This is a genomic window from Micromonospora sp. NPDC048909, assembly GCF_040649635.1.
Classification (GTDB): domain Bacteria; phylum Actinomycetota; class Actinomycetes; order Mycobacteriales; family Micromonosporaceae; genus Micromonospora.
Genome location: NZ_JBEZFU010000001.1, coordinates 359,943 through 385,864 on the forward strand (window position 1 = coordinate 359,943; position 25,922 = coordinate 385,864).

Annotated in this window: 23 protein-coding genes; 14 read left to right on the top strand and 9 right to left on the bottom strand. The window is 74.3% G+C overall.

Annotated features, from left to right (window positions below; genetic code table 11):
- Positions 1–36 precede the first annotated feature (36 nt).
- Positions 37–465, top strand: a complete 429-nt coding sequence (locus AB0C04_RS01750; RefSeq protein WP_357046898.1) for a DUF3151 domain-containing protein — start codon at positions 37–39, stop codon at positions 463–465.
- 54 nt (positions 466–519) lie between these two features.
- Here the strand turns inward: AB0C04_RS01750 and AB0C04_RS01755 are convergent, their stop codons facing one another.
- Positions 520–2,415 carry a chromosome partitioning protein gene (locus AB0C04_RS01755; RefSeq protein WP_357046900.1) on the bottom strand — a complete coding sequence of 632 codons (1,896 nt, stop codon included), beginning with the start codon at positions 2,413–2,415 and terminating at the stop codon, positions 520–522.
- Between AB0C04_RS01755 and AB0C04_RS01760 the strand changes: the two genes are divergently transcribed.
- A complete protein-coding gene (locus AB0C04_RS01760; RefSeq protein ID WP_357046902.1) occupies positions 2,414–2,791 on the top strand; it encodes a hypothetical protein in 378 nt (125 codons plus the stop codon). The genes AB0C04_RS01755 and AB0C04_RS01760 overlap by 2 nt on opposite strands.
- A 347-nt stretch (positions 2,792–3,138) precedes the next feature.
- Here AB0C04_RS01760 and AB0C04_RS01765 read toward each other — a convergent pair whose 3' ends face one another.
- Positions 3,139–4,185, bottom strand: coding sequence for a hypothetical protein (locus tag AB0C04_RS01765; RefSeq protein WP_357046904.1), 1,047 nt, complete (start codon positions 4,183–4,185; stop codon positions 3,139–3,141).
- A 123-nt stretch (positions 4,186–4,308) separates the two neighbouring features.
- On the opposite strand from AB0C04_RS01765, the gene AB0C04_RS01770 reads away from it, so the two are divergent.
- The 5 genes from AB0C04_RS01770 to AB0C04_RS01790 all read left to right on the top strand — a co-directional run bounded on the left by AB0C04_RS01770 (position 4,309) and on the right by AB0C04_RS01790 (position 9,484).
- Positions 4,309–5,598, top strand: coding sequence for an adenylosuccinate synthase (locus AB0C04_RS01770; protein WP_357046906.1), 1,290 nt, complete (start codon positions 4,309–4,311; stop codon positions 5,596–5,598).
- Positions 5,599–5,789: 191 nt separating this feature from the next.
- The gene (locus AB0C04_RS01775) at positions 5,790–6,716 is read left to right on the top strand and encodes a hypothetical protein (RefSeq protein WP_357046908.1); all 927 of its coding nucleotides are present in this window, start codon (positions 5,790–5,792) and stop codon (positions 6,714–6,716) included.
- A 95-nt stretch (positions 6,717–6,811) separates the two neighbouring features.
- Positions 6,812–8,062 (top strand): phosphoribosylamine--glycine ligase, encoded by a 1,251-nt coding sequence (gene purD / locus AB0C04_RS01780; protein WP_357046911.1) that lies wholly within the window; start codon positions 6,812–6,814, stop codon positions 8,060–8,062.
- Between the two features lie 59 nt (positions 8,063–8,121).
- On the top strand, positions 8,122–8,643 hold the full coding sequence (locus AB0C04_RS01785; protein WP_357046913.1) for a SigE family RNA polymerase sigma factor: 522 nt from the start codon (positions 8,122–8,124) through the stop codon (positions 8,641–8,643).
- A complete protein-coding gene (locus AB0C04_RS01790; protein WP_357046915.1) occupies positions 8,636–9,484 on the top strand; it encodes a hypothetical protein in 849 nt (282 codons plus the stop codon). The genes AB0C04_RS01785 and AB0C04_RS01790 overlap by 8 nt, the downstream gene beginning before the upstream one ends.
- A gap of 13 nt (positions 9,485–9,497) precedes the next feature.
- Here the strand turns inward: AB0C04_RS01790 and AB0C04_RS01795 are convergent, their stop codons facing one another.
- From AB0C04_RS01795 to AB0C04_RS01805, 3 genes are all read right to left on the bottom strand, one after another.
- A complete protein-coding gene (locus AB0C04_RS01795; RefSeq protein ID WP_357046917.1) occupies positions 9,498–11,060 on the bottom strand; it encodes an AMP-binding protein in 1,563 nt (520 codons plus the stop codon).
- 214 nt (positions 11,061–11,274) lie between these two features.
- Positions 11,275–12,489 (bottom strand): acyl-CoA dehydrogenase family protein, encoded by a 1,215-nt coding sequence (locus AB0C04_RS01800; RefSeq protein ID WP_357046919.1) that lies wholly within the window; start codon positions 12,487–12,489, stop codon positions 11,275–11,277.
- Between the two features lies 1 nt (position 12,490).
- Positions 12,491–12,943, bottom strand: a complete 453-nt coding sequence (locus tag AB0C04_RS01805; RefSeq protein WP_357046921.1) for an SCP2 sterol-binding domain-containing protein — start codon at positions 12,941–12,943, stop codon at positions 12,491–12,493.
- A 75-nt stretch (positions 12,944–13,018) separates the two neighbouring features.
- Between AB0C04_RS01805 and AB0C04_RS01810 the strand changes: the two genes are divergently transcribed.
- On the top strand, positions 13,019–13,657 hold the full coding sequence (locus tag AB0C04_RS01810; protein WP_357046923.1) for a TetR/AcrR family transcriptional regulator: 639 nt from the start codon (positions 13,019–13,021) through the stop codon (positions 13,655–13,657).
- Here AB0C04_RS01810 and AB0C04_RS01815 read toward each other — a convergent pair.
- Positions 13,632–14,273 (bottom strand): DedA family protein, encoded by a 642-nt coding sequence (locus AB0C04_RS01815; RefSeq protein WP_357046925.1) that lies wholly within the window; start codon positions 14,271–14,273, stop codon positions 13,632–13,634. The genes AB0C04_RS01810 and AB0C04_RS01815 overlap by 26 nt on opposite strands.
- A 170-nt stretch (positions 14,274–14,443) precedes the next feature.
- Here AB0C04_RS01815 and AB0C04_RS01820 point away from each other — a divergent pair, with 170 nt between their 5' ends.
- Positions 14,444–15,628: a histidine kinase gene (locus AB0C04_RS01820; protein WP_357046927.1), complete on the top strand. Its 1,185-nt coding sequence runs from the start codon at positions 14,444–14,446 to the stop codon at positions 15,626–15,628.
- Entirely contained in the window at positions 15,625–16,266 is a 642-nt protein-coding gene (locus AB0C04_RS01825) for a response regulator transcription factor (RefSeq protein ID WP_357046929.1), read from the top strand. The genes AB0C04_RS01820 and AB0C04_RS01825 overlap by 4 nt, the downstream gene beginning before the upstream one ends.
- A gap of 14 nt (positions 16,267–16,280) precedes the next feature.
- Here AB0C04_RS01825 and AB0C04_RS01830 read toward each other — a convergent pair whose 3' ends face one another.
- The 3 genes from AB0C04_RS01830 to AB0C04_RS01840 are packed head-to-tail and all read right to left on the bottom strand — an operon-like array spanning position 16,281 to position 19,204.
- Positions 16,281–16,898 carry a DedA family protein gene (locus tag AB0C04_RS01830; protein WP_357046931.1) on the bottom strand — a complete coding sequence of 206 codons (618 nt, stop codon included), beginning with the start codon at positions 16,896–16,898 and terminating at the stop codon, positions 16,281–16,283.
- 54 nt (positions 16,899–16,952) lie between these two features.
- Entirely contained in the window at positions 16,953–17,849 is an 897-nt protein-coding gene (locus tag AB0C04_RS01835; protein WP_357046933.1) for a MaoC/PaaZ C-terminal domain-containing protein, read from the bottom strand.
- A complete protein-coding gene (locus AB0C04_RS01840; protein WP_357046935.1) occupies positions 17,849–19,204 on the bottom strand; it encodes a 3-oxoacyl-ACP reductase in 1,356 nt (451 codons plus the stop codon). The genes AB0C04_RS01835 and AB0C04_RS01840 overlap by 1 nt, the downstream gene beginning before the upstream one ends.
- A gap of 55 nt (positions 19,205–19,259) precedes the next feature.
- On the opposite strand from AB0C04_RS01840, the gene AB0C04_RS01845 reads away from it, so the two are divergent.
- The 4 genes from AB0C04_RS01845 (at position 19,260) to purB (ending at position 25,851) form a co-directional block, all read left to right on the top strand.
- Positions 19,260–20,552, top strand: a complete 1,293-nt coding sequence (locus tag AB0C04_RS01845; RefSeq protein ID WP_357046937.1) for an acetyl-CoA C-acetyltransferase — start codon at positions 19,260–19,262, stop codon at positions 20,550–20,552.
- 148 nt (positions 20,553–20,700) lie between these two features.
- Positions 20,701–21,774, top strand: coding sequence for a glycosyltransferase family 2 protein (locus AB0C04_RS01850; protein WP_357046939.1), 1,074 nt, complete (start codon positions 20,701–20,703; stop codon positions 21,772–21,774).
- 64 nt (positions 21,775–21,838) lie between these two features.
- A complete protein-coding gene (locus AB0C04_RS01855; RefSeq protein ID WP_357046941.1) occupies positions 21,839–24,325 on the top strand; it encodes a hypothetical protein in 2,487 nt (828 codons plus the stop codon).
- A gap of 101 nt (positions 24,326–24,426) precedes the next feature.
- Positions 24,427–25,851 carry an adenylosuccinate lyase gene (purB, locus tag AB0C04_RS01860; protein ID WP_357046943.1) on the top strand — a complete coding sequence of 475 codons (1,425 nt, stop codon included), beginning with the start codon at positions 24,427–24,429 and terminating at the stop codon, positions 25,849–25,851.
- The last annotated feature ends 71 nt before the right edge of the window (positions 25,852–25,922 follow it).

Here is a 25,922-nt window from a genome sequence, read left to right on the forward strand (position 1 = left end):
TCGCGTGTCGGCCGGCGAAGCGGGTTGAATGGGGCGATGCAGAACCTCATGCCGGAGCCACCGGCCACCCTCCTCCCCGCGCACGACGAGGCCGCCGCCGCCCTGGCCGCCGCCGAACAGGCCGGCGACGAGGCGGCGTTCGCCGCGGTGGCGGCGCGGTATCCCACCAACAGCGCGGCCTGGGCGGCGCTGGCGGCGCGGGCGTTCGGGGCGGGCCAGGTGATTCCGGCGTACGCGTACGCGCGCACCGGCTACCACCGCGGTCTCGACCAGCTGCGCCGCAGCGGCTGGAAGGGCCACGGCCCGGTGCCCTGGTCGCACAAGCCCAACCGGGGCTTCCTCCGCTGCCTCTACGTGCTCTCCCGCGCCGCCGACGAGATCGGCGAGGCGGACGAGGCGGCCCGCTGCGCCCAGTTCCTCCGTGACTGCGACCCGGCCGCGGCGGACGCCCTGGCCAGCAACTGACCCACGCCGACGGCCGGCCCGGCAGCACCGGGCCGGCCGTCGCAGGGGGTGTTCCTACAGCCCCTCGGCCACCGCGGCGGCGATCTTCAACCAGGCGTCCCGGGTGGCCGATGAGAGCGCGCCGTAACGGATCGGCTCGCCGCTGTCGATGAGCCGCTCGTACGGCGCCAGCAGCACCGCCCGGGTACGTGCCGCGAAGTGCTCCTGGATCGCCGGCAGGTCGATCTCCTTGCGGGACGGCGGCATCGACACCACGGTGACCGCCTGCCGGACCAGCCGCTGCCGACCGCTCTGCTCCAGGTGGTCGAGCATCCGGGCGGCCGTCTCGGCCGAGTCGTTCCGGGCCGACATGGTGACCACGAGCTGGTCGGTGGCGTCCATCGCGGCCTGCCAGTTCTGCGCCCGGACGTTGTTCCCGGTGTCCACGAAGATCAGCTTGTAGAAGCGGCTGACCACCTCGCGGATCTCCGCGAACGCGGCCGCGGTGAGCATCTCGCCGCCGGTGGCCGACTCGTCCGAGGCGAGCACGTCGAACATGCCCTCGCCCTGCGAGCGGACGTACTGCGACAGGTCGCCGACCCGTCCGTGCGCGCCCTGGAACTGGCCGAGGTCGCGCAGCATGTCCCGCACGGTGCGGGAGTGGAAGTCCTGCTGGGCCCGCATGCCCAGCGTCCCCTGGGTCTCGTTGTTGTCCCAGGCGAGCACGTAGCCGCCGCGCTTCTGGCCGAACGTCATCGCGAGCAGCAGGATGGCGACGGTCTTGCCGGCACCGCCCTTCGGGTTGACCACGGTCACCTGGCGCAGCCCGCCGAAGTTGCGGCGCACCATCTCGATGTCCCGCTTCAGCTCCTGCTCGTGCCGCCCGGGCGCGAGACGCAGGCCGATCTTGTTGGCCACCGCCCGTACGCCCATCGTGGCCACCGGGTCGGCGGGACGTACCTGCCGGCGCCGGGCGAAGTCCTCGGCGGTCGGCGCGGCGGTGGTCTCCGGGGTCCAGTTGGCGTCCGGGTAGCCCGACGCCGCCTGGGCCGGCTGTTCCGGCTGCGCCGGCTGTGCCTGCGGCGTCCCGGCCGCACCCTGCTGCCAGGGCGGCGGGTACCAGCCGGGCGACGGCGGGTACGGCCCGGGCGGCGGGGTCGCCCCGACCTGGGGCGCCGGTACCGGGTCGCCGGGCTGCGCGGTCGGCGGCGGTGGCGGCGGCTGCTGCCCGGCAACGCCGGGCCAGGGCGCGGCACCGGCTGCGGCGCGATCGCCGGGCGGCGGCGCTACGGCCGTCACCCCGGGGCTGCCGCCGTCGGGCGCCGCCGCGCTACCCACGGCGTGCGGACTGCCGGCGCCGGGCGTTGTCGCGGTGCCGACCGCGCGCGGATTGCCGACCTCGGGCGGTGGCGGGGTGCCGACCGGGCGGCTGCTCGCGTCGGGCGCCGGCGTGCCGGTGGCCGGCGGAGTCTCCTCCCGGTCCGGGCCGGCGGTGGCCGGTCGCTGCGGCGGATAGGCCCAGGGAGACTCGCCGGGCCGGCCCGCGCCACCTGACCGATCGCCGTCTCCCGAGCGCTCCTCGCCGGCCGCGACGTCGCTCACGGCGGCGGACCCGACTGGCCGGGGCGCGGCCTCCCCACCCGGCGCGGCCGCCCGGGGTGCTGCCTCCCCACCCTGGGTGGACGGCCCGGGCGTTGCCTCGCCACCCGTCGCGGCCGGTCCGGACCGACCCTCGGTGACCTCCCGGTCGGCCGCCGGTGGTGCGGGCCGCTGATCGGGAATCGTGCGACCGGTGGCCGCCTGTTCGGCGAAAGACCCGGTGGCCGGCGCGGCCCGCTGGTCGGGGCCGGCGCTGGCGGTGGCCGGCGCGATCGGCTGGTCGGGGCCGGCGCTGGTGGTGGCGGGTGCGGCCGGCTGGTCGGCACCGGCGCGGCCGGTGGTCGGCGGCGGCTGGTCGAGGGTGAACGGCATGTCGAGATCGACCCGGCCGGTGGCCGGCGGGCCGCTGGTCGCCGCCGCGACACCCGACGCCGACGCGACACCCGCCGTCGGCCCGGTGATCGGCCCGGCAGCGCCGACTGGTCCGGTGACCGGCCCGGCGGCGCTGGCTGGCCCGGTGTTCGTCGGCCCGGCGGCGCTGGGCGGCGCGGCGGGCGCGGGGGGTTGCCAGCCGGTCTGCGTCGCGGGCGTGCCGGTCGTCGGCGGTTGCCAGCCGGCCTGCGGCGCCGGCGCGTCGGCCGTCGGTGGTTGCCGGCCGGCCTGCGGGGCCGCGGCTGCGCCGGTGGCCGGGGGCGGCGGGGGCGTCCAGCCGCCCGACGTCGGCATCGCGCTGGTCAGCGAGGGGTAGTCGCCCGCGTGCGGCGGGGCGGGAACCGGGGGACTGGACGGCGGCTGGCCGGGAACCGGTGCCCCGCCCGACGGCGCGGCGTAGGGCCCGGCGGGCGGACGCGCGCTGTTCGGGTCAGCCGGGGACGGCACGACCACCGCAGCCCAGGGCGGTGTCGCCCCAGCCGCGCCGGAGTCGGCCGGATCCGGCGGCCAGAGTGGTTCGATGTCCCGCTCCGGCACCGGCTGCTGGCCGGGTGAGCGCACCCGGTCGGCGTTCTCGTCCACCACGGTTCCTCCCCATTCCTCCTGCCGAGGATAGGCCCACCGGCCGACGATGGTCGGCCGGCGAAACCGGGGCCGTGGGGGTCAGGCCGCCCAGACCGCCCAGGCTCCCGGCTCGGTCCACCAGGACCGTTTGCGGCTCAGCTGGCCCTCGACGCCGTCGTCGAGGTACGGCACCTTCTCGTCGCGGGGCAGCACGGCGACGGCCCGCCCCCGGGCCCGGCGCACCTCGAGGCGTACCCGCTTGCGCCCGAACGTGGAGCGGGTCACCACCGGCACCGCCACGGCCACCTCGACCAGACCGTCGGTCGGGTCCACCCGGCCCAGCAAAGCGACGTCGTCGAGCGTCGCGTAGCCGCCGGCGTTCCCGATCGCGCAGGCCAGCAGCGGGTCGTCGCCGTGTGAGAGGACGGTGTCGTCGACCTCCACCCGGCCCCGCCAGTGCAGCGGCCGACCGGCCTCGTCGGCCGCACCCAGCAGCGCGCCGTCCAGCGTCACCGAACCGCCGTCGTTGCGCAGCAGGTCGAGCCGGCGGGGAGCGCCGTCGAGCACCGCGGCGGCCACCGCCGCCGGATCGCGGGGCAACCCGAGCTGCGCGGCCAGGTCGCGGTGCGCCGTGCCGCGGGCCGGATCGAGCGGCAGTACGCCGACCGGCGGCAGGTCCGGCACGGTACGGCCCATGGGCAGGTCGTCGGGGCGGCGGCTCGGCGGCGGGGCGTACCGCCGGACCAGCCGGCGCAGCACGGCCCGTAACTGTGCGTCACTGGCGGTGGCGATCACGAGCCGGGTCTTCGAGTCCGGATCCGGCCAGACGAGGCCGTCCGGGCGGGGCGGGCCGTCGAGCCGGGCCAGCACCTCGTCGATCTGCGCGTCGGTGCGGGCGGTGACCGTCTCGACCCGGGCGCCCCGGGCGGTCAGCGCGTCCGCGCAGGCCAGCACCGGCACCCGCGGGGTCTCGCACCGCTCGGCGGTAATCTCCGGCTGCCCGTCGGTCGTCGTCGCGTCGGTCTTCGTCGTCGCGTCGGCCTTCTGCGCGGCGTCAGTCGCACCGCCGCAGCAGGCTCCGCCGCTGCCACATCCCCCGGGAGCGTCCCGCTCCGAGCCGAGGGTGAGCAGCACCACGTCGTACACGGATGGAGCCTCCTGCCTCTCGACGCGACCCCTGCCGGCCACGCCGTCACTACTTGTTAACCTGACACCCCGGGCTCGCCAACCGGTCGCCACCTGGCACCCGAGCCTTCTGGAGGCGAAAAGATGCCAGCGATCGTGCTCATCGGCGCTCAGTGGGGCGATGAGGGCAAGGGCAAGGTTACCGACCTGCTGGGTGAGCGGGTCGACTACGTGGTGCGTTACTCAGGCGGCAACAACGCGGGGCACACGGTGATCACGCCGGACGGCCAGCGGTACGCCCTGCACCTGATGCCCTCCGGCGCCCTCTCCCCGAGCGCGAAGATCGTGATCGGCAACGGCGTGGTGGTCGACCCGAAGGTGCTGCTCGCCGAGATCGACGGTCTCGCCGAGCGGGGCGTGGACGTCTCCCGGCTGCGCATCTCCGGCGACGCGCACCTGATCATGCCGCACCACCGGGCGCTGGACCGGGTGGTCGAGCGCTACCTCGGCTCGTCCCGGATCGGCACCACCGGTCGCGGCATCGGCCCGGCGTACGGCGACAAGGTCGCCCGGATGGGCATCCGGGTGCAGGACCTGCTGGACCCGGGCATCCTGCGCAAGAAGCTGGAACTCGCGCTGCGCGAGAAGAACCAGATCCTGTTCAAGGTCTACAACCGCAAGGCCATCGACGTCGAGGCGACGATCGAGGAGTACCTGCAGTACGCGGAGCGGCTGACGCCGTACATCGCGGAGACCCGGGGTCTGCTCTGGGACGCGCTCGACCGCGGCGACATCGTCCTGCTCGAGGGCGCGCAGGCCACCATGCTGGACATGGACCACGGCACGTACCCCTTCGTGACCTCGTCCAACCCGACCGCCGGCGGCGCGTGCGTGGGCGCGGGCATCCCGCCGACCGCGATCAGCCGGGTCATCGCGGTGAGCAAGGCGTACACCACCCGGGTCGGCTCCGGGCCGTTCCCGACCGAGCTCTTCGACGCCGCCGGCGAGCACCTGCGCAAGATCGGCAGGGAGTACGGCACCACCACCGGCCGGGAGCGCCGGTGTGGCTGGTTCGACGCGGTCGTGGCCCGCTACTCCTGCCGCCTCAACGGCGTCACCGACCTGGTCATCACCAAGCTGGACGTGCTCACCGGCCTGCCGAAGGTGCCGATCTGCGTCGGCTACGAGATCAACGGCAAGCGGGTCGACGACATGCCGATGACCCAGACCGACTTCCACCACGCCACCCCGGTCTACGAGGAGATGGACGGCTGGTGGGAGGACATCACCGAGGCCCGTAGCGCCGACGAGCTCCCCGAGAACGCGCGCCGCTACATCGCCCGCATCGAGGAGCTCTGCAACACCCGCGTCAGCGTCGTCGGCGTAGGCCCCGGCCGCGAAGAAAACGTCCTCCTCCACCCCCTCCTCCCCTAACCCCCACCCACCCCACCCCCACCCCCACCCCCGGGCCCGGGGGCACCCGCCCCGGCTGGCCCCGGTGATCATGAGGTCTACGGCGCGAACGGGGATCAACTTCGCCGCCAACCTCATGATCAACTCCTCTATCCACAGGGTTGTCCACAGGGGCTTTGGGGTGGGGTGGCGGTGGTCCATGGTTCGTGTCCATGGAGCGCGGGGAGATGTTGCGGCGGGTGGCTCGTGGGCAGGACGGTCTGGTGACCCGGGCCCAGGCTGTCGGTGCCGGCTTCACCCGTCATGAAATCGACAACCTGGTGAAGTTCGGCCGCTGGATGCCGCTGGCCTGGTCCGTCTACCTGGTCAGCGACGCGGAGCCGTCCCGGCGACGTTTGATCCGTGCGGCCCAGCTCTCGTTGGGTCCACCGGCCCACGCGGTCCTGGGGACGGCAGCCGAACTGCACGGCATCGGTGGCCTCCCGCCCAGCGGCGAAATTCACCTGGCCCTACCCGGTGTCGCGGCGAAGTCGGACCGGGTTCGTCAGCCCGGCCTGGTGTTGCACCAACTGGAGCATCCTGCGTCGGCCATCGTCAGCCTCGGTGGCCTGCGGGCGACCGGTCCGCTCCGTACGGTCACCGAGGTGATCCTCCGCGTGGATCGCTATCCGGCGGTCTGCGTGCTCGACTCCGCACTGAACCGCGCGCTGGTCAGTGAGGAGGAACTGCTGGCGGTCCCCCGTCTGATTCGGGGGCGCCGGGGAGCGGTCGCCGCCCGCAGCTACCTGGCCGAGGCGGACGGGCGGGCGCAGTCGCCGCTGGAGACGCGCGCCCGGCTGAGGTGCGTCGACGGCAAGGTTCCTCCGGACATCCTTCAGCTGGCGGTACGCGACGACGACGGCTGCCTGCTCGGCGTCGGTGACCTCGGCTGGCGCGGGCCGAGGGTGATCGCCGAAGCCGACGGTCGAGCCGCGCACGACACCCCGGGTGCGGTCTTCGCTGACCGCCGTCGCCAGAATCGCCTGGTGAACGCCGGTTGGACGGTTCTCCGCTTCACCTGGGCCGATACTCTCCGACCGGACTACATCCCCTGGACCGTCCGGCAGGCGATCCGCGCCGCTGCCCGCGATCGATCATGAGGTCGGCGGCAGTGGAAGAGATCGAACCCGCCGCAAACCTCATGATCACCGGTGCTTCCCGAGCCTGGGGAGGGGGGTGCGTAGGATCTGGGGGCGTGCGGGTTCTTCTGGTGGGTGGTGGCGGGCGGGAGCATGCGCTCGCACTCGGGTTGGCGGCCGATCCGGCCGTTTCGCAGCTGATCGCGGCACCGGGGAATCCCGGGATCGCGGCGGTCGCCGAACTGCGGGCGGTCGACGCGAACGATCCGGCGGCCGTGGCCGCGCTCGCGGTCGAGACCGGGGTCGACCTCGTGGTGATCGGGCCGGAGGCGCCGCTGGTCGCCGGGGTCGCTGACGCGGTCCGGGCCAAGGGCATCGCGGTGTTCGGCCCGTCCGCCGAGGCCGCCCGGCTGGAGGGCTCGAAGACGTTCGCCAAGGACGTGATGACCGCCGCCGGGGTACCCACCGCGCGCGCCCACACCTGCACCGACCCGGAGAGCACCGGCCGCGCCCTGGACGAGTTCGGGGCGCCGTACGTGGTGAAGAACGACGGCCTGGCCGCCGGTAAGGGCGTGGTGGTGACCGACGACCGGGCCGCCGCGCTGCGACACGCGCAGGAGTGCGGCCGGGTCGTGGTCGAGGAGTACCTGGCCGGCCCCGAGGTCTCGCTCTTCGTGGTCACCGACGGCGAGGCCGCGGTGCCGCTGCTGCCGGCGCAGGACTTCAAGCGGATCGGCGACGGCGACACCGGCCCGAACACCGGCGGCATGGGTGCGTACGCGCCGCTGCCGTGGGCTCCGCCCGGCCTGGTCGACGAGGTCATGCGGGACGTGGTCCACCCGACCCTGGCCGAGCTGCGTCGCCGGGGTGCCCCGTTCGCCGGCCTGCTCTACGTCGGCCTGGCGATGACCGCGGCCGGCCCCCGGGTGATCGAGTTCAATGCCCGGTTCGGCGACCCGGAGACCCAGGTGGTGCTCGCGCTGCTGGAGACCCCGCTCGCCGGGTTGCTGCACGCGGCGGCCACCGGCACGCTGGCCGCGCACCCGCCGCTGCGCTGGCGGGACGGCGCCGCGGTGACCGTGGTGCTCGCCTCCGCGGGCTACCCGGGCACGCCGCGTACCGGCGACGTGATCACCGGTGGGGACCGCCCGGGCATCATCCACGCCGGCACCGCCCGCCGGGCCGACGACGGCGCGTTGCTCTCCGCCGGCGGCCGGGTGCTCTGCGGTACGGCCACCGGGCCCGACCTGGCCGCCGCACGGGACGCCGCGTACGCCCTGGTGGGCGGGGTGGAGCTGGCCGGCGCCCAGTACCGGACCGACATCGCCGCGGCGGCGGTCGAGGGCCGGATCAGAATTCCCGGCTGAGCCGGGCAACCGCCACCCCGCTCGTCTCCGTTTGATCGGTGAGGCGAGGAGGTGGCGGCTTGTCGGCCGACACGGAGGGCTACCGCGAGTACGTCGGCGCACGGCTGGAGCCGCTGCGCCACACGGCGTACCTGCTCTGCGGTGACTGGCACACGGCGGACGACCTGGCGTCGACGGCGCTGGTCAAGCTGCTGCGGCACTGGCGGCGGGTGTCCGCCATGGAGAATCCCGACGCGTACCTCCGGCGGACCCTGCTGCGGGTCTGGCTGGACGAGCGGCGCCGGCCGTGGCGTCGGGAGGCCGCCTGGGCGCAGGTGCCGGAGCGTCCGGCGCTGGTCGGCGGCACCGAGGGCGCAGCGGACCGATTGACCATCCTCGCTCTGCTGGCGGAGCTCCCACCGCGCCGACGCGCGGTCCTGGTGCTGCGCTTCTTCTGCGACCTGTCGGTCGAGGAGACCGCGCGTGAGCTGGGTTGCGCGCCGGGCACCGTGAAGAGCCAGTCGGCGCGGGCGATCGAGGCGCTGCGGGGTCGCCTCGTCGCCGCGTCGCGGGGAGCCGAGGAGGTAGGCACCGATGGATGAGCTGGTGGAGCAGTTGCGGGCGAGCGTGGACGGGGCGCCGCCGACCCGGATCGACGTGGACGAGCTGATCGCCGCCGACCGGCAGCGCCGCCGGCACCGCACCTGGACGATGGCCGGCACCGGCATCGCCGCGGCGGTGGCGGCGGTCGCCGTGGCACCGGCGTTGCTCGCCGGCCCCGGCCCGGCCCCGGGCGGCCTCACGCTGCCGCCGGTCGGCACCGGCTCATCGGCCGACGAACCGTCGCTCTGCCCGGTGCTCACCCCGAAGCCGAGCGGCCCCCAGCCGCCCCTGCAGACCTACGACACGGTGCGCAGCCGCCCGACCGAATCCCCGAACTCGGGGGTCGCCCGGCTGACCGGCGCGCTCCGGCCCGCGCTGGCCGCGAACCTGCCGCCGGGGCTGACCGTGGACGGCTTCGACGGGCTGGTGCCGGATTGTGAACTGGTCCAGTTCACGTACCACCCGAGCTACCGCGAGTATTCGGCGCACGCCCGGTTGGTCGAGGACGGACGAAGCACCAACTTCACGGTCTCTCTGCTGCCCACCGCGGTCCACGATCCGACGGACTGCGCGGTCGCGCCCGATCCGCGCGGGTGCACGAGCGAGGTGCTGGACGACGACGGCGTCCTCATCGTCAGCGTCGACCAGCCGGGCGATCAGGGTCATGAGCAGCGCCGGGTGCTGTTGCAGCGACCGGACGGCACGTCCGTGGTCGTGTCGACGAACAACTTCCCCGCCGGGCCCAGCCCGGACGGGCCAGGCGGGGGCACCCCGTTGATGGTCACGGTGGACCAGCTGGTCGCGATCGCCCGTACCCCGGGTCTGACGCTCTACCCGTGAACCGCCCGGGTGCTCAGCCGTAGTAGCGGCGCAGCTCGCGGCTGAGCACCTTGCCGGTGGCGTTGCGGGGCAGGTACTTCACGAACACCACGTCGCGGGGGACGGAGAAGCGGGCCAGGTAGTGCCGGACGTACTCGCGGACCGCCTCCGGGTCGAGGGTCTCGTTCGGGTGCAGGGCGAGGAAGGCGGCCAGCCGCTGGCCGTACTCGGGGTCGGGGACGCCGATCACCGCCGCCTCGCGGACCTGTGGCAGCTGGGCCAGCAGGTCCTCCACCTCGGACGGGAAGACGTTCTCACCGCCGGAGACGATCATGTCGTCGGCGCGGCCGTCGACGAAGAGCAGCCCGTCGGCGTTGATCCGGCCGAGGTCGCCGGTATCGAGCAGGCCGTCGTGGGTCTCCCGGCTGCCGCCCGAGGTGTAGCCCTCGAAGAGCATCTCGTTGCCGACGAAGATCCGCCCGACCCGCCCGTTCGGCACCGGCTGGCCGGCGGCGTCGAGGAGCTCCAGCCGGGTGCCGTGCGGCGGCCGGCCGGCCGTGGTCGGGGCCGCGCGCAGGTCGTCGGGGCCGGCGATGGAGGCCCAGGAGACCTCGGTGGAGCCGTAGAGGTTGTAGATGACGTCGCCGTAGACGTCCATGAACTTGGGTGCGAGCCCGCCGGGCAGGGCCGAGCCGCTGACCGCGACGACCTTGAGCGGCGGGCGCGGGTCCGGCGGCGGCACCTCCAGCAGCCGTTGCACCATCACCGGTACGGCGAAGAGCGCGTCGCACCGGTGCGCCACCAGGGCGGCGAGGATGGCGGCCGGGTCGAAGCGGCGGTGCAGCACGATGGTGGCCCGCAGCGCGAAGCAGACCTGGAGGGCGGCGAAACCCCAGGTGTGGAAGATCGGCGCGGCGATCATCACCCGGTCCCGGGTGTGCAGCGGGATGCGGTCGATGATGGACACCAGCGGGCCGAAGCCGCCGGGGATGGGCCGGCGGGCGCCCTTGGGCGTGCCGGTGGTGCCCGAGGTGAGCACGATGATCCGCCCGTCCCGCTCCGGCGGGTGCAGCTCGCCCGGCAGCGCCCCGACGACCAGCTCCTCCCGGGCGCGTTCGTCGAGGCGGGACAGTTCGGCGGGGAGGCCGAGGACCCGGTCGGCGAACTCGTCGTCGTGCACGAGGATCCGCAGTCGCTGCTCCTCGGCGACGGTCGCCAGCTGGGCCGCGGAGAGCCCGGTGTTGACCAGCACGGCGTCGACGCCGAGCAGGGTGGCCGCGACGATCGTCTCGATCAGCCCGTGGTGGTTGCGGCAGAGCACCCCGATCCGGTCGCCGACCTGGATGCCGAGCCCCGCCCGCATCGACCGGGCCAGCCGCTCGGCCCGGTCGAGCAGGTCCTGATAGGTCAGCTCGACGCCGTCCTCGTCGATGACCGCCGTTCGACCGGGGTCCCGGGCTGCCGCCTGCCGCAGCTCACCGGCCAGGCTCCAGCCCCATTTGCGCAACGCGCTGAGCTGCGAGGCGACCCGGATCGGGCGGCCGGGGGTGAGCAGTCCGCGCCGGGTCAGCGTGGTGACGATGAACGGCAGGTCCATGCCGCAGACCTCCTTGGCGGTGGTGCGCGGACGGGGCGACGGATGCCCCGCCCGTCGGGGCGTCTCACTTGATCATGCACCGGACGCGGCATCCGGCCCAGTCGGCGGCGGCACGGCGTGACGAAGCACGCACGGATCGTGCGATGCGAGGGGGGTGGAGCGACGGCGGCCGCCGGCGTCGGTGTGCGTGACACCGGCGCCGACGGCGCGGTCGTCAGCGGATCTGCATCCCGGAGATCGCCCGCGAGATGACCAGCCGCTGGATCTCCGAGGTGCCCTCGAAGATGGTGTAGATCTTCGCGTCCCGGTACCAGCGCTCCACCGGGTGGTCGCGGAGGAACCCGGCCCCGCCGAGCAGCTGCACCGCCTTGTCGGTGACCGAGACGGCCACCTCGCCGGCCTTCAGCTTGGACATCGAGCCCTCGCCGGCGGTGAACGGCCGGTTGTTGCGCCCCATCCAGGAGGCGCGCCACACCAGCAGTCGGGCCGCGTCGATCTCCATCTTCATGTCGGCCAGCGCGAACGCGACCGCCTGGTTCTCGATGATCGGCCGTCCGAACTGGACCCGCTCCTTGGCGTAGTCCAGGGCGTACTCGTAGGCGGCCCGGGCCACGCCGAGCGCCTGCGCGCCGACGGTGGGCCGGGACAGCTCGAAGGTGCGCATCGCGGCCTGTCCCGAGGCGCGCTGCCCGGAGCGGGCCCGGTCCAGGCGTTCGAGCAGCGCCTCCCGCCCGCCGAGCAGGCAGCTGCCGGGCACCCGTACGTCGTCGAGGAAGACGTCGGCGGTGTGCGAGGCGCGCAGCCCGAGCTTGCGCAGCTTGCGGGTCGCGCTGAGCCCGGCGGTGCCCGACGGTACGACGAACGCGGCCTGCCCCCGGGAACCGAGCGACGGCTCGACCGAGGCGGTGACCACGTGCACGCCGGCGATGCCCCCGTTGGTGGCGTACGCCTTCTGACCGGTCAGCACCCACTCGTCGGCGGCCTCGTCGTAGACCGCCCGGGTGCGCATCGCGCCGACGTCGGAGCCGGCCTCCGGCTCGCTGGTGCAGAACGCGGCGACCGCCGGCTCGTCCACCGAGCCGAAGCACTGCGGTACCCACTCGACCATCTGGTCCGGGGTGCCGGCGCCGTAGATCGCGGCCACCGCGAGCGAGGTGCCGAAGATGCTCAGGCCGATGCCCGCGTCGCCCCAGAAGAGCTCCTCGCTGGCGATCGGGAGGGAGAGCCCGGTGGGGTCGGCCCAGCAGGTGGCGAGGAACTCGAAGCCGTAGAGGCCGACCTTCGCCGCTTCCTGGATGACCGGCCAGGGGGTCTCCTCGCGGGCGTCCCACTCGGCCGCGGCCGGGCGCACGACCTCGGCGGCGAAGCCGTGCACCCAGTCGCGGAGATCCCGCTGCTCCTCGTTCAGGTCGAGGGAGAACTCGGGCATGTCAGGCCTTGGGGATGTCGAACAGGTTGGCGATGTTGGCGGCCAGACCCAGGTCGCCCTTGGCCTTGAGCTTGCCGGTCATGAACATCATCACCGGGTTCGCCCCACCGGAGACGATCTTGAGGAACTCGACCGGGCCCATGGTCAGGGTCAGCTTCGGGTCGCGCTGCGGCGTCTCCGGGACGGTGCAGGTGCCGTTCTCGATGACCACCTCGTAGGTGTCGCTGCCGCCGTCCGGCCGGCCGGTGATGGTCCAGTGGATGACCGCGTTGGTGGAGCCGGCCCGGTCGGCCCGGAACAGCGACGGCATCCGGCCGAAGACCTCGCCCAGGATCTTGCCCCGCGCGTCGCCGGACATCACCTCGGCGATCTTGTCGTCGGGGGTCGACTTGACCAGCTTGGCGAACTCCTTCGGGCCGACGTTCGTGAAGTTGGCCGGATCGAAGTCAGTCATGGGGGAAACACCTCTCGGGCGGGCCGGCTTGGTTACTCCGGCGTAACCTTACGCACGAGTAGGTATGCTCGCAAGGTGTCCACCGGTCCCACCTTCAAGCGCCTGCCCCGGGCCGTACGCGAGCAGCAGATGCTCGACGCGGCCGTCCGGGTCTTCTCCCGGCGTGGCTTCCACGCGGCCAGCATGGACGAGATCGCCGAGGACGCCGGCATCTCCAAGCCGATGGTCTACGCGTACCTGGGCACGAAGGAGGAGCTCTTCGTCGCCTGCCTGCACCGGGAGGGCACCCGGATGATGCAGGCGATCGCCGGCGCCGCGGCCCCGGACCTGCCGGCCGACGAACGGCTCTGGCGCGGGTTGCGCGCGTTCTTCGGCTTCGTCGGGGCGTACCGGGACGGCTGGGCGGTGCTCTACCGGCAGGCGCGCGGTGAGCAGCCGTTCGCCGGCGAGTTGGCGACCATGCGAGCACGGCTCGTCGAGGTGGTCGCCGGCATGCTCGACCACGCGCTGCGCGGCGAGGGGCGCGAGGTGGCCGCCACCGACCTGGAGGTGGTCGCGTACGCCCTGGTGGGCGCGACCGAGTCGCTGGCGGACTGGCTCGCCGACCATCCCGAGGCCGACCCGGAGAAGACCGCGACCCGGATGATGAACGTCGCCTGGCTCGGCGCCGGCCAGTTGCTGCACGGCGTCACCTGGCGCCCGCCCGCGAGCTGACCGCACCGCCCGTCCCGCTCCCGCTCGGTCGGCGCCGGGCGAGCCGGCGTACCCCTTCGACCACGAGGGTCACCGTGAGAGCCAGCCCGAGGCCGAGCAGCAGCCCGCGTACCGGGTCCTGTTCGAAGGCCAGCCCGCCCAGGTAGCCGACGAGGGCCGAGTAGAGCCCCCAGGAGCCGGCGGCGAGCGCGTCGAAGGCGAGGAAGCGCCGCCGCGGATAGTGGACGGCGCCCATGGTGAGCGTGACGGCGGTCCGTCCGCCGGGGACGTAGCGGGCGACGGTGAGGATCAACCCGCCCCGTTGCGCGATCCCGCGTCGGGCCCACTCCACGCCGGCCCGTCGCCGTCCGCCGGCCGGGAGACGGCCCAGCAGCCGGGTGCCGCCGGTCCGGCCGATGGCGTACGACACGTGGTCGCCGACCAGCGCACCGGCCGCGGCCACCACGATCACGGCCGGCAGGTACGGCTCGCCCGACGCGGCGAACACCCCGGCTGTGATCACCGCGGTCTCGCTCGGCACCACCGGGAAGAAGCCGTCGAGCACCGCGATGGAGAAGAGCGCCAGGTAGACCCAGGGCGAGGACATGGTCTGGTGCAGCAGGTCGAGCAGATCCATGGTTCCGATGCTGGTCGTTGCGGCGCTGCCCGCCATCGGCCGCTGGTCACCCGGGGACCACTACTTAAGTAGCGTCCGCCCCGGACCGGGGATCCGGGTCTCCCCCCACCCGACCCGGGTCCGTCCCGTCGCGGCCGGCCGCGCCGCCGGGCAGCACCTAGGCTCGGCCCGTGGCCATCAGCGCCGTCGTCCTCCGGCGGCTCGTCGAGCGGTACGTGCCACCGCTGCTCGCCCTGGTCGTGGCCGCCGCCGTCTGGAGCTCCGCCACCGGCGCGATCGGGGTGCGTTCGCCGCTGCCGGCCGGGCTGGTGCTGCTGATCGCCGTGGCCTGCGGTGGCGCGGCCGGTTTCGTGCGGTCCCGCCGGTGGCCGCTGTTCCTGGCCGCCGCCGTTGGATGGCTGGTGCTGGCCGCGGGGCCGGTCGTGGCAGTCGCCTCGTACCAGGCGGGCCGGCGGTTGCGGGGGCGGCGCCGGCTGGCCGGCTATGTGGTGGGGGCGGCACTGGCGATGGCGGGCGGGGTGCTGGTCGGGCTGTCCGTCGGCGGCCTGCGCCGGCTCACCACCGCCACCCCGGCCAACGCGGCGCTGCTGGTCGCCTGGCTGGTGGTCTTCCCGCTGCTCGCCGGCCTGCTGGTCCGATCCCGGTGGGACGTGCTGGCCGCGCTGCGGGACCGGGCCGAACGGCTGGAGCGCGAGCAGTTGGCCCGCACGGAACGGGTCCGGGCCGAAGAGCGGGCCCGGATCGCCCGGGAGATGCACGACGTGGTGGCGCACCGGGTGTCGCTGATGGTGGTGCACGCCGGGGCGCTGGAGGTGACCTCCACCGACGCGTCGACCGTCGAGGCGGCCGCCCTCATCCGGTCCACCGGCCGGCAGGCGCTGACCGACCTGCGTGAGGTGCTGGGCGTGCTGCGCCAGCCCGACCCGGACGCCGGCAGCGGCACGCCCCCGTCGGCCGGCCCGGACTCCGAGGGCAACCCGCTCGACGCGGTGGAGGAACTGCTCCATGAGTCGCGGGCGGCCGGGCTCCGGGTGCGCCGGTGGGACGAGGGCGTCGCCCGGCCGCTGCCGCCGACCGTCGGCCGCACCGTCTACCGGGTGGTCCGGGAGGCGCTGACCAACGTCCGCAAGCATGCCCCGGAGGCCGAGACGACCGTCTGCCTGCGCTACCTGCCGGACGGGGTGGAGGTCGTGGTGCGCAACGGCAGTTCACCGGCGGGCCCGGCGCTGCCCGGTGCGGGGCTGGGGCTGCTCGGCCTGCGCGAGCGGGTCGAGTTGCTCGGCGGCCGGCTGGAGACCGGTCGGGTCGACGGCGGCTTCCTGGTCCGGGCGCTGATCCCGGTGGCGGTGCCGTGATCCGGGTCGTGGTGGTGGACGACGAGCACCTGGTCCGCGCGGGGCTGCGGGTGATCCTGGAGGCGGCGCCGGACATCACCGTGGTCGGCGAGGCGGCGGACGGCTCCGCTGCCCTGGTCGAGGCGCGCCGGCTCCGCCCCGACGTGGTCCTGCTCGACGTCCGGATGCCGGGCACCGACGGGCTGGCCGCCGCGCCCGAGGTGGTCGCCGCCGGACCGAAGGTGATCATGTTGACCACCTTCGACCTCGACGAGTACGTGCACCAGGCGCTGCGCGCCGGTGCCGTGGGCTTCCTGCTCAAGGACACTCCACCCCGGGAGCTGGCGGCGGCGGTCCGCACGGTGGCGGCCGGGAACGCGATGCTCGCCCCGACGGTGACCCGGCGGCTGATCAGCTCCTTCGCCGAGCGCGGCCCGGCTCGACGGGAGGCCGCCCGGCAACGGCTCGACCTGCTCACCGGGCGCGAGCTGGAGATCATCCGGGAAGTGGCGCACGGGCACGCCAACGCCGAGATCGCCCGCCGGCGGGCGATGAGCGAGGCGACCGTCAAGGCGCACGTCAGCCGGGCGCTGGCCAAGCTCCAGGTGACCAACCGGGTGCAGGCGGCGATTCTGGTGCACGACGCCGATCTGACGTGACCGGCGGGTTCCGGTCAGCGGCGGGCGGTGCGGGCGTGGGCCCGGCGGCGTAGCCGGCGGACCACTTCCAGGGCCAGCGTGATCGCGACCGCCAGGCCCAGCCCGGCCACCACACCTTTGATCGGGTCGCGCTGGAAGGCCAGCCCGCCGAAGTAGCCGAGCAGCCCGCAGTAGCAGCCCCAGGTGATCGCGGCGATCGCGTCGAAGAGGAGGAAGCGCCGCCGCGGATAGCGGACCGCGCCCATGGTGAGGGTGACCGCGGTCCGCCCGCCGGGGATGTACCGGGACGTGGTCAGGATGACCCCGCCACGCCGGTCGATCGCCCGCCGGGCCCACTCCGTTCCGGCCCGCCGCCTGCTCTGCTCGGGGAGGCGGGCGAGCCGCCGTGATCCGCCGCCGCGGCCGATCCAGTACGAAATGTGGTCGCCGATCAACGCGCCGAGCGCGGCCGACGCGATCACCCCGATCAGGTTGGGGTGCCCACCTGCGGACGAGAGGACGGCGGCGGTGATCACCGCCGCCTCGCTCGGCACGGCCGGGAAGAACGCGTCGACCGCGGTGATCGCGACGAGCACCAGGTAGACCCAGGGCGAGAGGACCGTCTCCCGGAGCAGGTCGAGCACGGCTTCCATGCCCTCATGCTCGGTGCCCCGCCCTCCTCCGGGGCTTCTTCGGCGAAACTCCGGTCAGCCCACCGAGCCGGCGAGGTGCGGACGGGCCGAGCGGGCGTCGTGCAGGGCGAACTCCCAGCCGGCGTCCGCGGGGGTGGCGCTGAACGCGACGGTTCCGGGCAGCGGCACCGGCAGCTTGAACGCGACCTCGACGGTGAACGCGTCGGGCAGCCGGTTCGCCAGCGCGGCGAGGCAGCGGGCCTTGCTCCACATGCCGTGCGCGATGGGGCGCGGAAAGCCGAAGAGCCGCGCGCCCAGCCGCGAGGTGTGGATCGGGTTGTGGTCGCCGGAGACCCGGGCGTAGTCGGTGCCGACCCGCGGGGTGACCCGCCAGCTCGCCGAGGCGGCCGGCGCCGCCGGCCGCTCACCCCGGTCGCGCCGGTCACCGCCGCCGCGCCGCTCCCGGCTGAGGTACGTCGAGACGCCGCGCCAGACCTCCACGCCGCCGACCGACCCGACGAGTACGACGTCGAGCTGCCGGCCCCGGTCGTGCGGCCGCAGGTTCTCCGCGTACGCGGCGAAGTCCAGCGTCTCGTCGGTGCGGATCGGCCGGTGCACGGTGATCCGGTTCGCCACGTGCACGACGCCGGTCAGCGGCACCGGGAACTCGGGCGCGGTCATCAGCCGCAGCGCCAGCGGGAAGCCCATCACGTGCGGGTAGGTGGCCGGCAGCCGGTCGGCGAGCCGGAACCCGCAGACCCGGTCGTAGTCGGCCAGGTGGTCGAGGTCGACCGGCATGTCGGCGACGCTGAGCCGGACCGCCGGCGGTTGGGACGCCCGCCGGCCGCCCGTGCCGGGCAGGGCACCGACCAGCGCCCGGCGGTACAGCGCTCCGGCGGAGGGCATCCGGGGCAGCTCGACGGTCGTGCGGGCGGTCGCCGGCTCGGGCGTGCCGGTGGCGGGCTCGGTCATCACGCCCCCAGCAGACTCTGGCCGCAGACCCGGACCACGTTGCCGCTGACCGCCCCGCTGGCCGGCCAGGCCAGCCAGCCGATCGTCTCGGCGACGTCGACCGGGAGCCCGCCCTGGGACATGCTGTTCATCCGCCGGCCGGCCTCGCGCAGCATCACCGGGATCCGGGCGGTCAGCCGGGTCTCGATGAAGCCCGGCGCGACCGCGTTGACGCTGACGCCGCGCTCGCGCAGCGCCGGGGCGAGCGAGTCGACCAGCCCGATCACGCCGGCCTTGCTGGTGGCGTAGTTGGTCTGGCCACGGTTGCCGGCGATCCCGGCGATCGAGGAGACCGAGACGATCCGTCCGCCGGCCGGGATCAGCTCCCGCTCCAGCAGCACGTCGTTGATCCGCTCCTGGCTGGAGAGGTTGACGTCGATCACCTGGTCCCACCGGTCGGCATCCATCCGGCCGAGCGTGCGGTCCCGGGTGATGCCGGCGTTGTGCACCACCACGTCGACCCGGCCGTGCCGGGCGGCGAGGTGCTCGGCGAGCCGGGTCGGGGCGTCCGGCGCGGTCAGGTCGAGCTGCACCGCGCTGCCGCCGATCTCGTTCGCCACCCGGGCCAACTCGTCGCCGGCGGCCGGCACGTCCAGGGCCACCACCTGCGCGCCGTCCCGGGCGAGCACCCGGGCCAGCGCCGCGCCGATGCCCCGGGCCGCCCCGGTGACCAGCACGACCTGGCCGTCGAGCGGTCGGTCCCAGTCGGCCGGCGCGCTCGCCTGGCCGGCGCCGATCCGGATCACCTGCCCGGAGACGTACGCCGAGCGGCCGGACAGCAGAAACCGGAGGGTCGCGTCGAGGCCGGTGAGCGTGCCGGGGTCGCCGTCGCGGGTGACGTGGACCAGTTGGGCGGTGACGCCGCGGCCGAACTCCTTGCCGATGCTGCGGGTGAGGCCCTCCAGGGCCCGCTGGGCGGTGGCCTCGCGTGGGGTGGGGCACTCGGCCGGCGGGGTGCCGAGCACGATCACCCGTCCGCTCGGCGCGACGGACCGGGCCGGCGGGTGGAAGAAGTCGTACAGCTGCCGCAGGCCGGTGGAGTCGGTGATGCCGGTGGCGTCGTAGACGAGGGCGCCGAAGCGCGCGTCGGGTTCCACCCCCGCCGGGTCGCGCAGCTCGACCCCGGCGGCGGTCAGCAGCTTGCCGACCGGCTCGGCGAGCCGGCCGCCGGTGGCCGCGCCGAGCAGCGCGGGCCCGGGCAGGATCGGGTCGCCGGGGCGGTGCCGGCGCAGTCGGGGCGGGTCGGGCAGCCCGAGGCGCTTGACCAGCGTGCGGCCGGCCCCCGATTGGACGAAGCTCGCGTACCTGTCGGTCATAGGCGTAGCCTACTGGCGAGTAGGGTACGGGCAAACACTGTCGAGGAGGCCGATCGTGCAGAGCATCCGGCGGGTGGCGGTCATCGGCGGCAACCGCATCCCCTTCGCCCGCTCCAACTCGCGCTACGCGAGCGCGTCCAACTCGGACATGCTCGGCGCGGCGCTGGACGGCCTGATCGCCCGCTACGGCCTGGCCGGGCAGCGGGTCGGTGAGGTGGTCGCCGGGGCGGTGCTGAAGCACTCCCGGGACTTCAACCTCACCCGCGAGGTGGTGCTCGGCTCCCGGCTCGACCCGCACACCCCCGCGTACGACATCCAGCAGGCCTGTGGCACCGGCCTGGAGGCGGCGATCCTGGTCGCCAACAAGATCGCCCTTGGGCAGCTCGACGTCGGCATCGCCGGCGGGGTCGACACCACCTCCGACGCGCCGCTGGCCGTCAACGAGGACCTGCGCCGCACGCTGCTCAAGCTCAACAGCGCGCGCACCCTCGGCGAGCGGCTCAAGGTGGCCGCGAAGCTCCGCCCGCTCCAGCCGTTCAAGCCGGAGATCCCGCGCAACGCCGAGCCGCGTACCGGGCTGTCGATGGGGGAGCACGCCGCCCGCACCGCGCTGCGCTGGAACGTCGACCGACGCTCCCAGGACGAGCTGGCGCTCCGCTCGCACCAGCGGCTGGCGGCCGCGTACGACCGGGGCTTCTTCGACGACCTGATGACGCCGTACCTCGGGCTGACCCGGGACGCGAACCTCCGCCCGGACACCACCCTGGAGAAGCTGGGCTCGCTGCGGCCGGTCTTCGGCGCCAAGGGGCCGGACGCCGAGCACGCGACGATGACCGCCGGCAACTCGTCGCCGCTGACCGACGGGGCGTCCACCGTGCTGCTCGCCTCCGAGGAGTGGGCCCGCGCGCACAGCCTGCCGGTGCTGGCCTGGTTCAGCTGGTCGGAGACGGCCGCCGTCGACTTCGTGCACGGCGACGAGGGGCTGCTGATGGCCCCGGCGTACGCGGTGCCCCGCATGCTCGCCCGGGCCGGGCTGACCCTGCAGGACTTCGACTACTACGAGATCCACGAGGCGTTCGCCTCGCAGGTCCTGGCCACCCTGGCCGCCTGGGAGTCGCCGGAGTTCTGCAAGGACCGGCTCGGTCTGGACGCCCCGCTCGGCCCGATCGACCGGGAGAAGCTCAACGTCAACGGTTCGTCGCTGGCCGCCGGGCACCCGTTCGCGGCGACCGGTGGCCGGATCGTGGCGACGCTGGCGAAGCTGCTGGCCGAGCGGGGTGGCGGGCGCGGGCTCATCTCCATCTGCGCTGCCGGCGGCCAGGGCGTGACGGCGATCCTGGAGCGCTGAGCGGAGGCTCCGGGGCGCTGATCGGCGTTGGCCGATCGTTCACACCGGAGCCAGGCCACGGTCACCTCGGCACGCGAGGGTGACTGGCCACGTGCCCACGCACGTGACCAGGTGAAGCCTTTCTGCGTCCGGAACGGGGCCGGCATCGATGGGAACCAACACACCTGGGTCGGTCACGCTCTCCGTGGTCGTACCCATGTTCAACGAGGAAGCGGTGATTCCTGCTCTCGTCGCCCGGCTCCGGCCGGTGCTCGACGGGCTCGAGGTCGGCTACGAGGTGGTCGCCGTCGACGACGGCAGCCGGGACGACACCGTGGCCCTGCTGGCCGGGCACGCCCGCGACTGGCCGCAGCTGCGGATCGTCCGGCTGCGCCGCAACAGCGGGCACCAGGCCGCCCTCACCGCCGGCCTGCACCGGGCCCGGGGCGCCTGGGTGGTCAGCCTCGACGCGGACCTGCAGGATCCGCCGGAGGTCATCGCCGAGATGCTCCGGCTGGCCCGCGAGGGCGCCGACGTGGTGTACGGGGTCCGCGTCGACCGCCGCACCGACACCTTCTTCAAGCGGCACACGGCACGGGCCTACTACCGGCTGATGCGTCGGATCGTCGGCGCCGAGGTGACCGCCCAGGCCGGTGACTTCCGGCTGGTCAGCCGGGAGGTGGTGGAGACGTTGCGCCGGCTGCCCGAACGGACGCCGGTCTACCGGCTCCTGGTGCCGGCGCTCGGCTTCCCGAGCGCCGAGGTGCCCTACGTACGGGCTGCCCGCACGGCGGGCGAGACGAAGTATCCGCTGCCGAAGATGCTCGCCCTCGCCTGGAACAGCGTGGCCGACTTCTCCGCCGCGCCGCTGCGGCTGGCCACCTGGCTCGGCGCGGTGAGCTTCCTGGGCTGCCTCGCGCTGATCGGCTTCGGGATCACCGCCCACCTGCGCGGGGTGACCATCCCCGGCTGGACCTCGACGTTCGTCGCGGTGCTGCTGCTCGGCGGCGTGCAGTTGGTCTGTCTGGGCCTGCTCGGCGAGTACGTCGGGCGGATCTACGCCACCGTGCAGAACCGGCCGACGTTCCACGTCGGCGCGGACTCCGTGGACCCGGAGCGGACCACTCCCGGCGTGGACTCCGTGGACCCGGAGCCGGCCGCGGCCCTCGCGGACCCGGACGGGGAGCGGGCCGCCGAGGTGGACCTTCCGGCAGCCCGCCGGTCCGTGCTCGCCGGTGGCTGAGTCGCTGCTGGCCGAGCGCGTCGCGCCGCTGGCCGGAACCCGAACGCGGCCGACCGGCCGATGGATGCTGGCGATTCTGCCCTGGCTGGTCGTCCTCGCCGCCCTTCCGTCGGCCTGGTGGTGGACCGGCGTGCCGGCGACCGACGTCGCCCGCTTCGCCGCCTACTGGGCGTTGACGCTGGTGCTGCCGGGCACCCTGGTGCACCGCGCACTGCGCGGCAGCCGGGGCAACCTGCCGGAGGACCTGGGTCACGGCGCCGCCACCGGCCTGCTGCTCGAACTCGGGGCCTGGGCGCTCGCCGCCGCGACCGGCGGTCAGCACCTGCTGCGCTGGTGGCCGGTGCCGCTGCTGGTGGCGTTCGTGGCCGTACCCCGGCTGCGCCGGCACTGGCGGGTCGGGCCGCGGCGACCGCTGCCGGTGGCGTGGCACTGGTCGGTCTGCGCGGTACTTCTGCTTCTGATGCTCTGGGGCGTCACGCAGTGGCGCCTGGTGCCGTTGCCCCCGGTCAGCTACGCCTACTACCCGGACCTGCTCTACCACCTCGGGCTGGTACACGAGCTCACCCGGTCGATGCCGTTCGAGCTGCCGCACGTGGCCGGTGAGGAACTGCGCTACCACTATTTCTCCGACGCCCACCTCGCCGCCGGCAGCATGGTCACCGGAGTGCCTCCGACGGTGCTCCTGCTGCGCCTCTGGCTGGTGCCGGTCGCCGCCACCGCGGCGCTGGTCACCGCCGGCCTCGCCCGGGACCTCGCCGGATCATGGTGGGCCGGGCCGGTGGCCGCGGCGGTCGCGTACCTCGGGGTGCCGGTGGTCCTCGGCTCCGCCGTCGCGGACGGCTCGGCCGCGCTGTCGTACGCCAGCCCGTCGCAGACCTACGTGCTGGCGCTGGTGATGCTCCTCGCCGGAGCCTGCGTCACGGTGGTTCGGGGCCGAGGGCTGGGTGCCGGCTGGGTGCTGGTGCCGGCGCTCGGGCTGGCCTGCGCCGGCGCCAAGTCCAGCGCCCTGCCCCCGCTGATCGCCGGCCTCGGCCTGGCCGCGGTGGTCGCCTGGTGGACCCGCCGCCGGGTGCCGTGGCGGGCGTTGGTCGCGCTGCTCTGCCTGGTGGCGGCGATGGGACTCGGCTACCGGCTCTTCGCCGGTGGCGGCGCCGGCACCCTCCGGGTGCAGGCGTTCGGGCTGCTGCGCTTCATGCTGCCGTACGGCGAGACGGTCGGCGCCGACGACGGCGCCCGGGCCGGGGGTCTGCTGCCCCCGGGCCTCGCCGGTACCGACGCGACCGGCTGGCTGCTGGCGCTGGCCCTGTTCGGCTGGTGGTTGCTGACCCAGGCGCCCCGCCTGGCCGGCCTGCTCCTGCCGGCGGCCCGGGAACACCGGTCCGATCCGGCCGGTTGGCTGCTCGCCGGGGCGGTGCTGGCGGGCGGGGGTGCGACCTGGGTCTTCCACCACCCGTCGGCGAGTCAGATCTACTTCTGGCTCGCGGTGATCCCGTTCGGCGCGGTGTTGAGCGGCTGGCTGCTTGCGGCCGCCCGCCCGGCCTGGCCGGTGGCGGTGACCGCCGGCGTGGCCGGCGCGGTCGCCCAGCTGGTTCTGCCGACGGTCGCCCGGCCGGCGGCGACCCCGCAGGGCTGGCTGGGGGTCCTCGCGGTCAGCGGGGCCCGATTCGCCGCCTTCGTCGCACTGGCCGCGCTGCTCGCGCTCGGGACCGCCCGGCTGCTCCGTCGGCAGGAGCGCGTCTCGCGGACCGCGACCACGCCGGGCACCGCCAACCCGGCCGACGTCGATTCCGGTGCTCCGGCTCCGGGCGGCGAGGCCGATTCCGGTGATGCGGCTGCGGCCGGCGAGGCCGATTCCGGTGGTCCGGCTCCGACCGGCGAGGTGGGTTCCGGTGATCCGGCTTCCGCCGACGTGGCGGAGCCCGAGGGGGTGCGCGCCGGGCAGGGCGGGTTGGTACGGGTCCGGTCCGGTCGCCGCAGGTGGGTGTCGGTGGTGCTGGTCGGGGTGACCGCCGCGTTCCTCGGCGCCAGCGTCGCGCAGGGCGTCGACGAGGTGGCGCGGTCCGTCCGGACGGAATCCCCACCCCAGGATGCGAAGACCCGGGCGCTGGTGGTGACCGCCGACGAGATGCGTGCCGCCCTCTGGCTGGACGGTCACGCCGGTGCCGACGATGTGGTGGCGACCAACGTGCACTGCCGGCCGGTGCGGACGACCGGCCACTGCGACGCGCGCGCGTTCTGGGTGACCGGCCTGGGCGGGCGCCGCGCGGTGGTGGAGAGCTGGGGTTACACCGATGCGGCGCTGGCCGCGCACGGTCGGGACGGTCTGGGCTACGCCCGGCAGGCCCCGCCCGACGGGGAGCAGTTCGCGCTGAACGAGCGGATCTTCGCCACCCCCACCCCTGTCGACCTGGAGCGGCTGCGCCGCGAGTACGGAGTGCGCTGGCTCGTCGCCGACACCCGCGCCGGAGCGGTCTCGCCGGAGTTGGCCGCGCTGGCGGTCGTCCGCCACCGTTCCGGCCCGGTCACGGTCTACGAGCTGGGGCGCCCCTGAGCCGCGCGGCCGCCGGGGGTGTCGCCGAACGGCTCAACCACCACGGTGGGCTGTGCCGCCCGGCGACGTCCCCGGTGACCAGGTACGGGAGAATGAGGTACGTGACGACGATCCCGAACGTGCTCGCCCACCGTTACGCCTCGCCCGAGCTGGTCGCCCTCTGGTCGCCGGAGGAGAAGGTCCGGATGGAACGGCGGCTCTGGCTCGCCGTGCTCCGTGCGCAGCGCGACCTCGGTGTGCCGGTCCCGGGCGGGGTGGTCGAGGCGTACGAGCGGGTGGTCGACGACGTCGACCTCGCCTCGATCGCCGAGCGCGAGCGGGTCACCCGGCACGACGTGAAGGCCCGGATCGAGGAGTTCAGCGCGCTCGCCGGGCATGAGCACGTGCACAAGGGGATGACCTCGCGGGACCTCACCGAGAACGTCGAGCAGCTCCAGATCCGCGCCTCCCTGGAGCTGGTCCGGGACCGGGTGGTGGCCACCCTGGCCCGGCTGGCCTGGCACGCCAACGAGTACTCCGGCGTGGTGATGACCGGCCGTTCGCACAACGTGGCGGCGCAGGCGACCACGCTCGGCAAGCGCTTCGCGTCGGCCGCGGAGGAGCTGCTCATCGCGTACGAGCGGCTGGAGGAGCTGATCGCCCGGTACCCGCTGCGCGGGATCAAGGGGCCGGTCGGCACCGCCGCCGACCAGCTCGACCTCTTCGACGGCGACGCCGACAAGGTGGCCGAGCTGGAGCGCCGGGTGGCCGAGCACCTCGGCTTCGCCCGGGTGCTGGACAGCGTCGGCCAGGTCTATCCCCGCTCGCTGGACTTCGACGTGCTCGCCGCGCTGGCCCAGGTCGCCGCCGGGCCGTCGTCGCTGGCCACCACGATCCGGCTGATGGTCGGTCAGGAGCTGGTCACCGAGGGCTTCAAGCCCGGTCAGGTGGGCTCCAGCGCGATGCCGCACAAGATGAACACCCGGTCCAGCGAGCGGGTGAACGGCTTCGCCGTGATCATTCGGGGCTACCTGTCGATGGTCGGCGAGCTGGCCGGTGACCAGTGGAACGAGGGGGACGTCTCCTGCTCGGTGGTCCGCAGGGTCGCCCTGCCGGACGCGTTCTTCGCCGCCGACGGGCTGTTCCAGACGTTCCTCACCGTGCTCGACGAGTTCGGCGCGTACCCGGCGGTGATCAACCGGGAGCTGGAGCGCTTCCTGCCGTTCCTGGCCACCACGAAGATCCTGGTGGCGGCGGTCCGCCGGGGCGTCGGCCGGGAGGTCGCACACGAGGTGATCAAGGAGCACGCGGTCGCCGTGGCGCTCGGCATGCGGGAGAAGGGCGCGCTCGAGAACGACCTCTTCGACCGGCTCGCCGCCGACGGACGGCTGGGTCTCACCCGGGCCGAGATCGACGAGTTGGTTGCCGACCGGGCCGCCTTCGTCGGCGCCGCCCCGGCCCAGGTGCAGGCGGTAACCCGCCGCATCACCAAGCTCGTCGAAGCCCACCCGATCGCCGCCACGTACTCCCCACCCCCCATCCTCTGACCCCCACCCGGGCGCCCGGCCCGAGCGCTGTTGATCAAGAGGTTCGCGTCAAGTTCGATCTCCAACCTGAC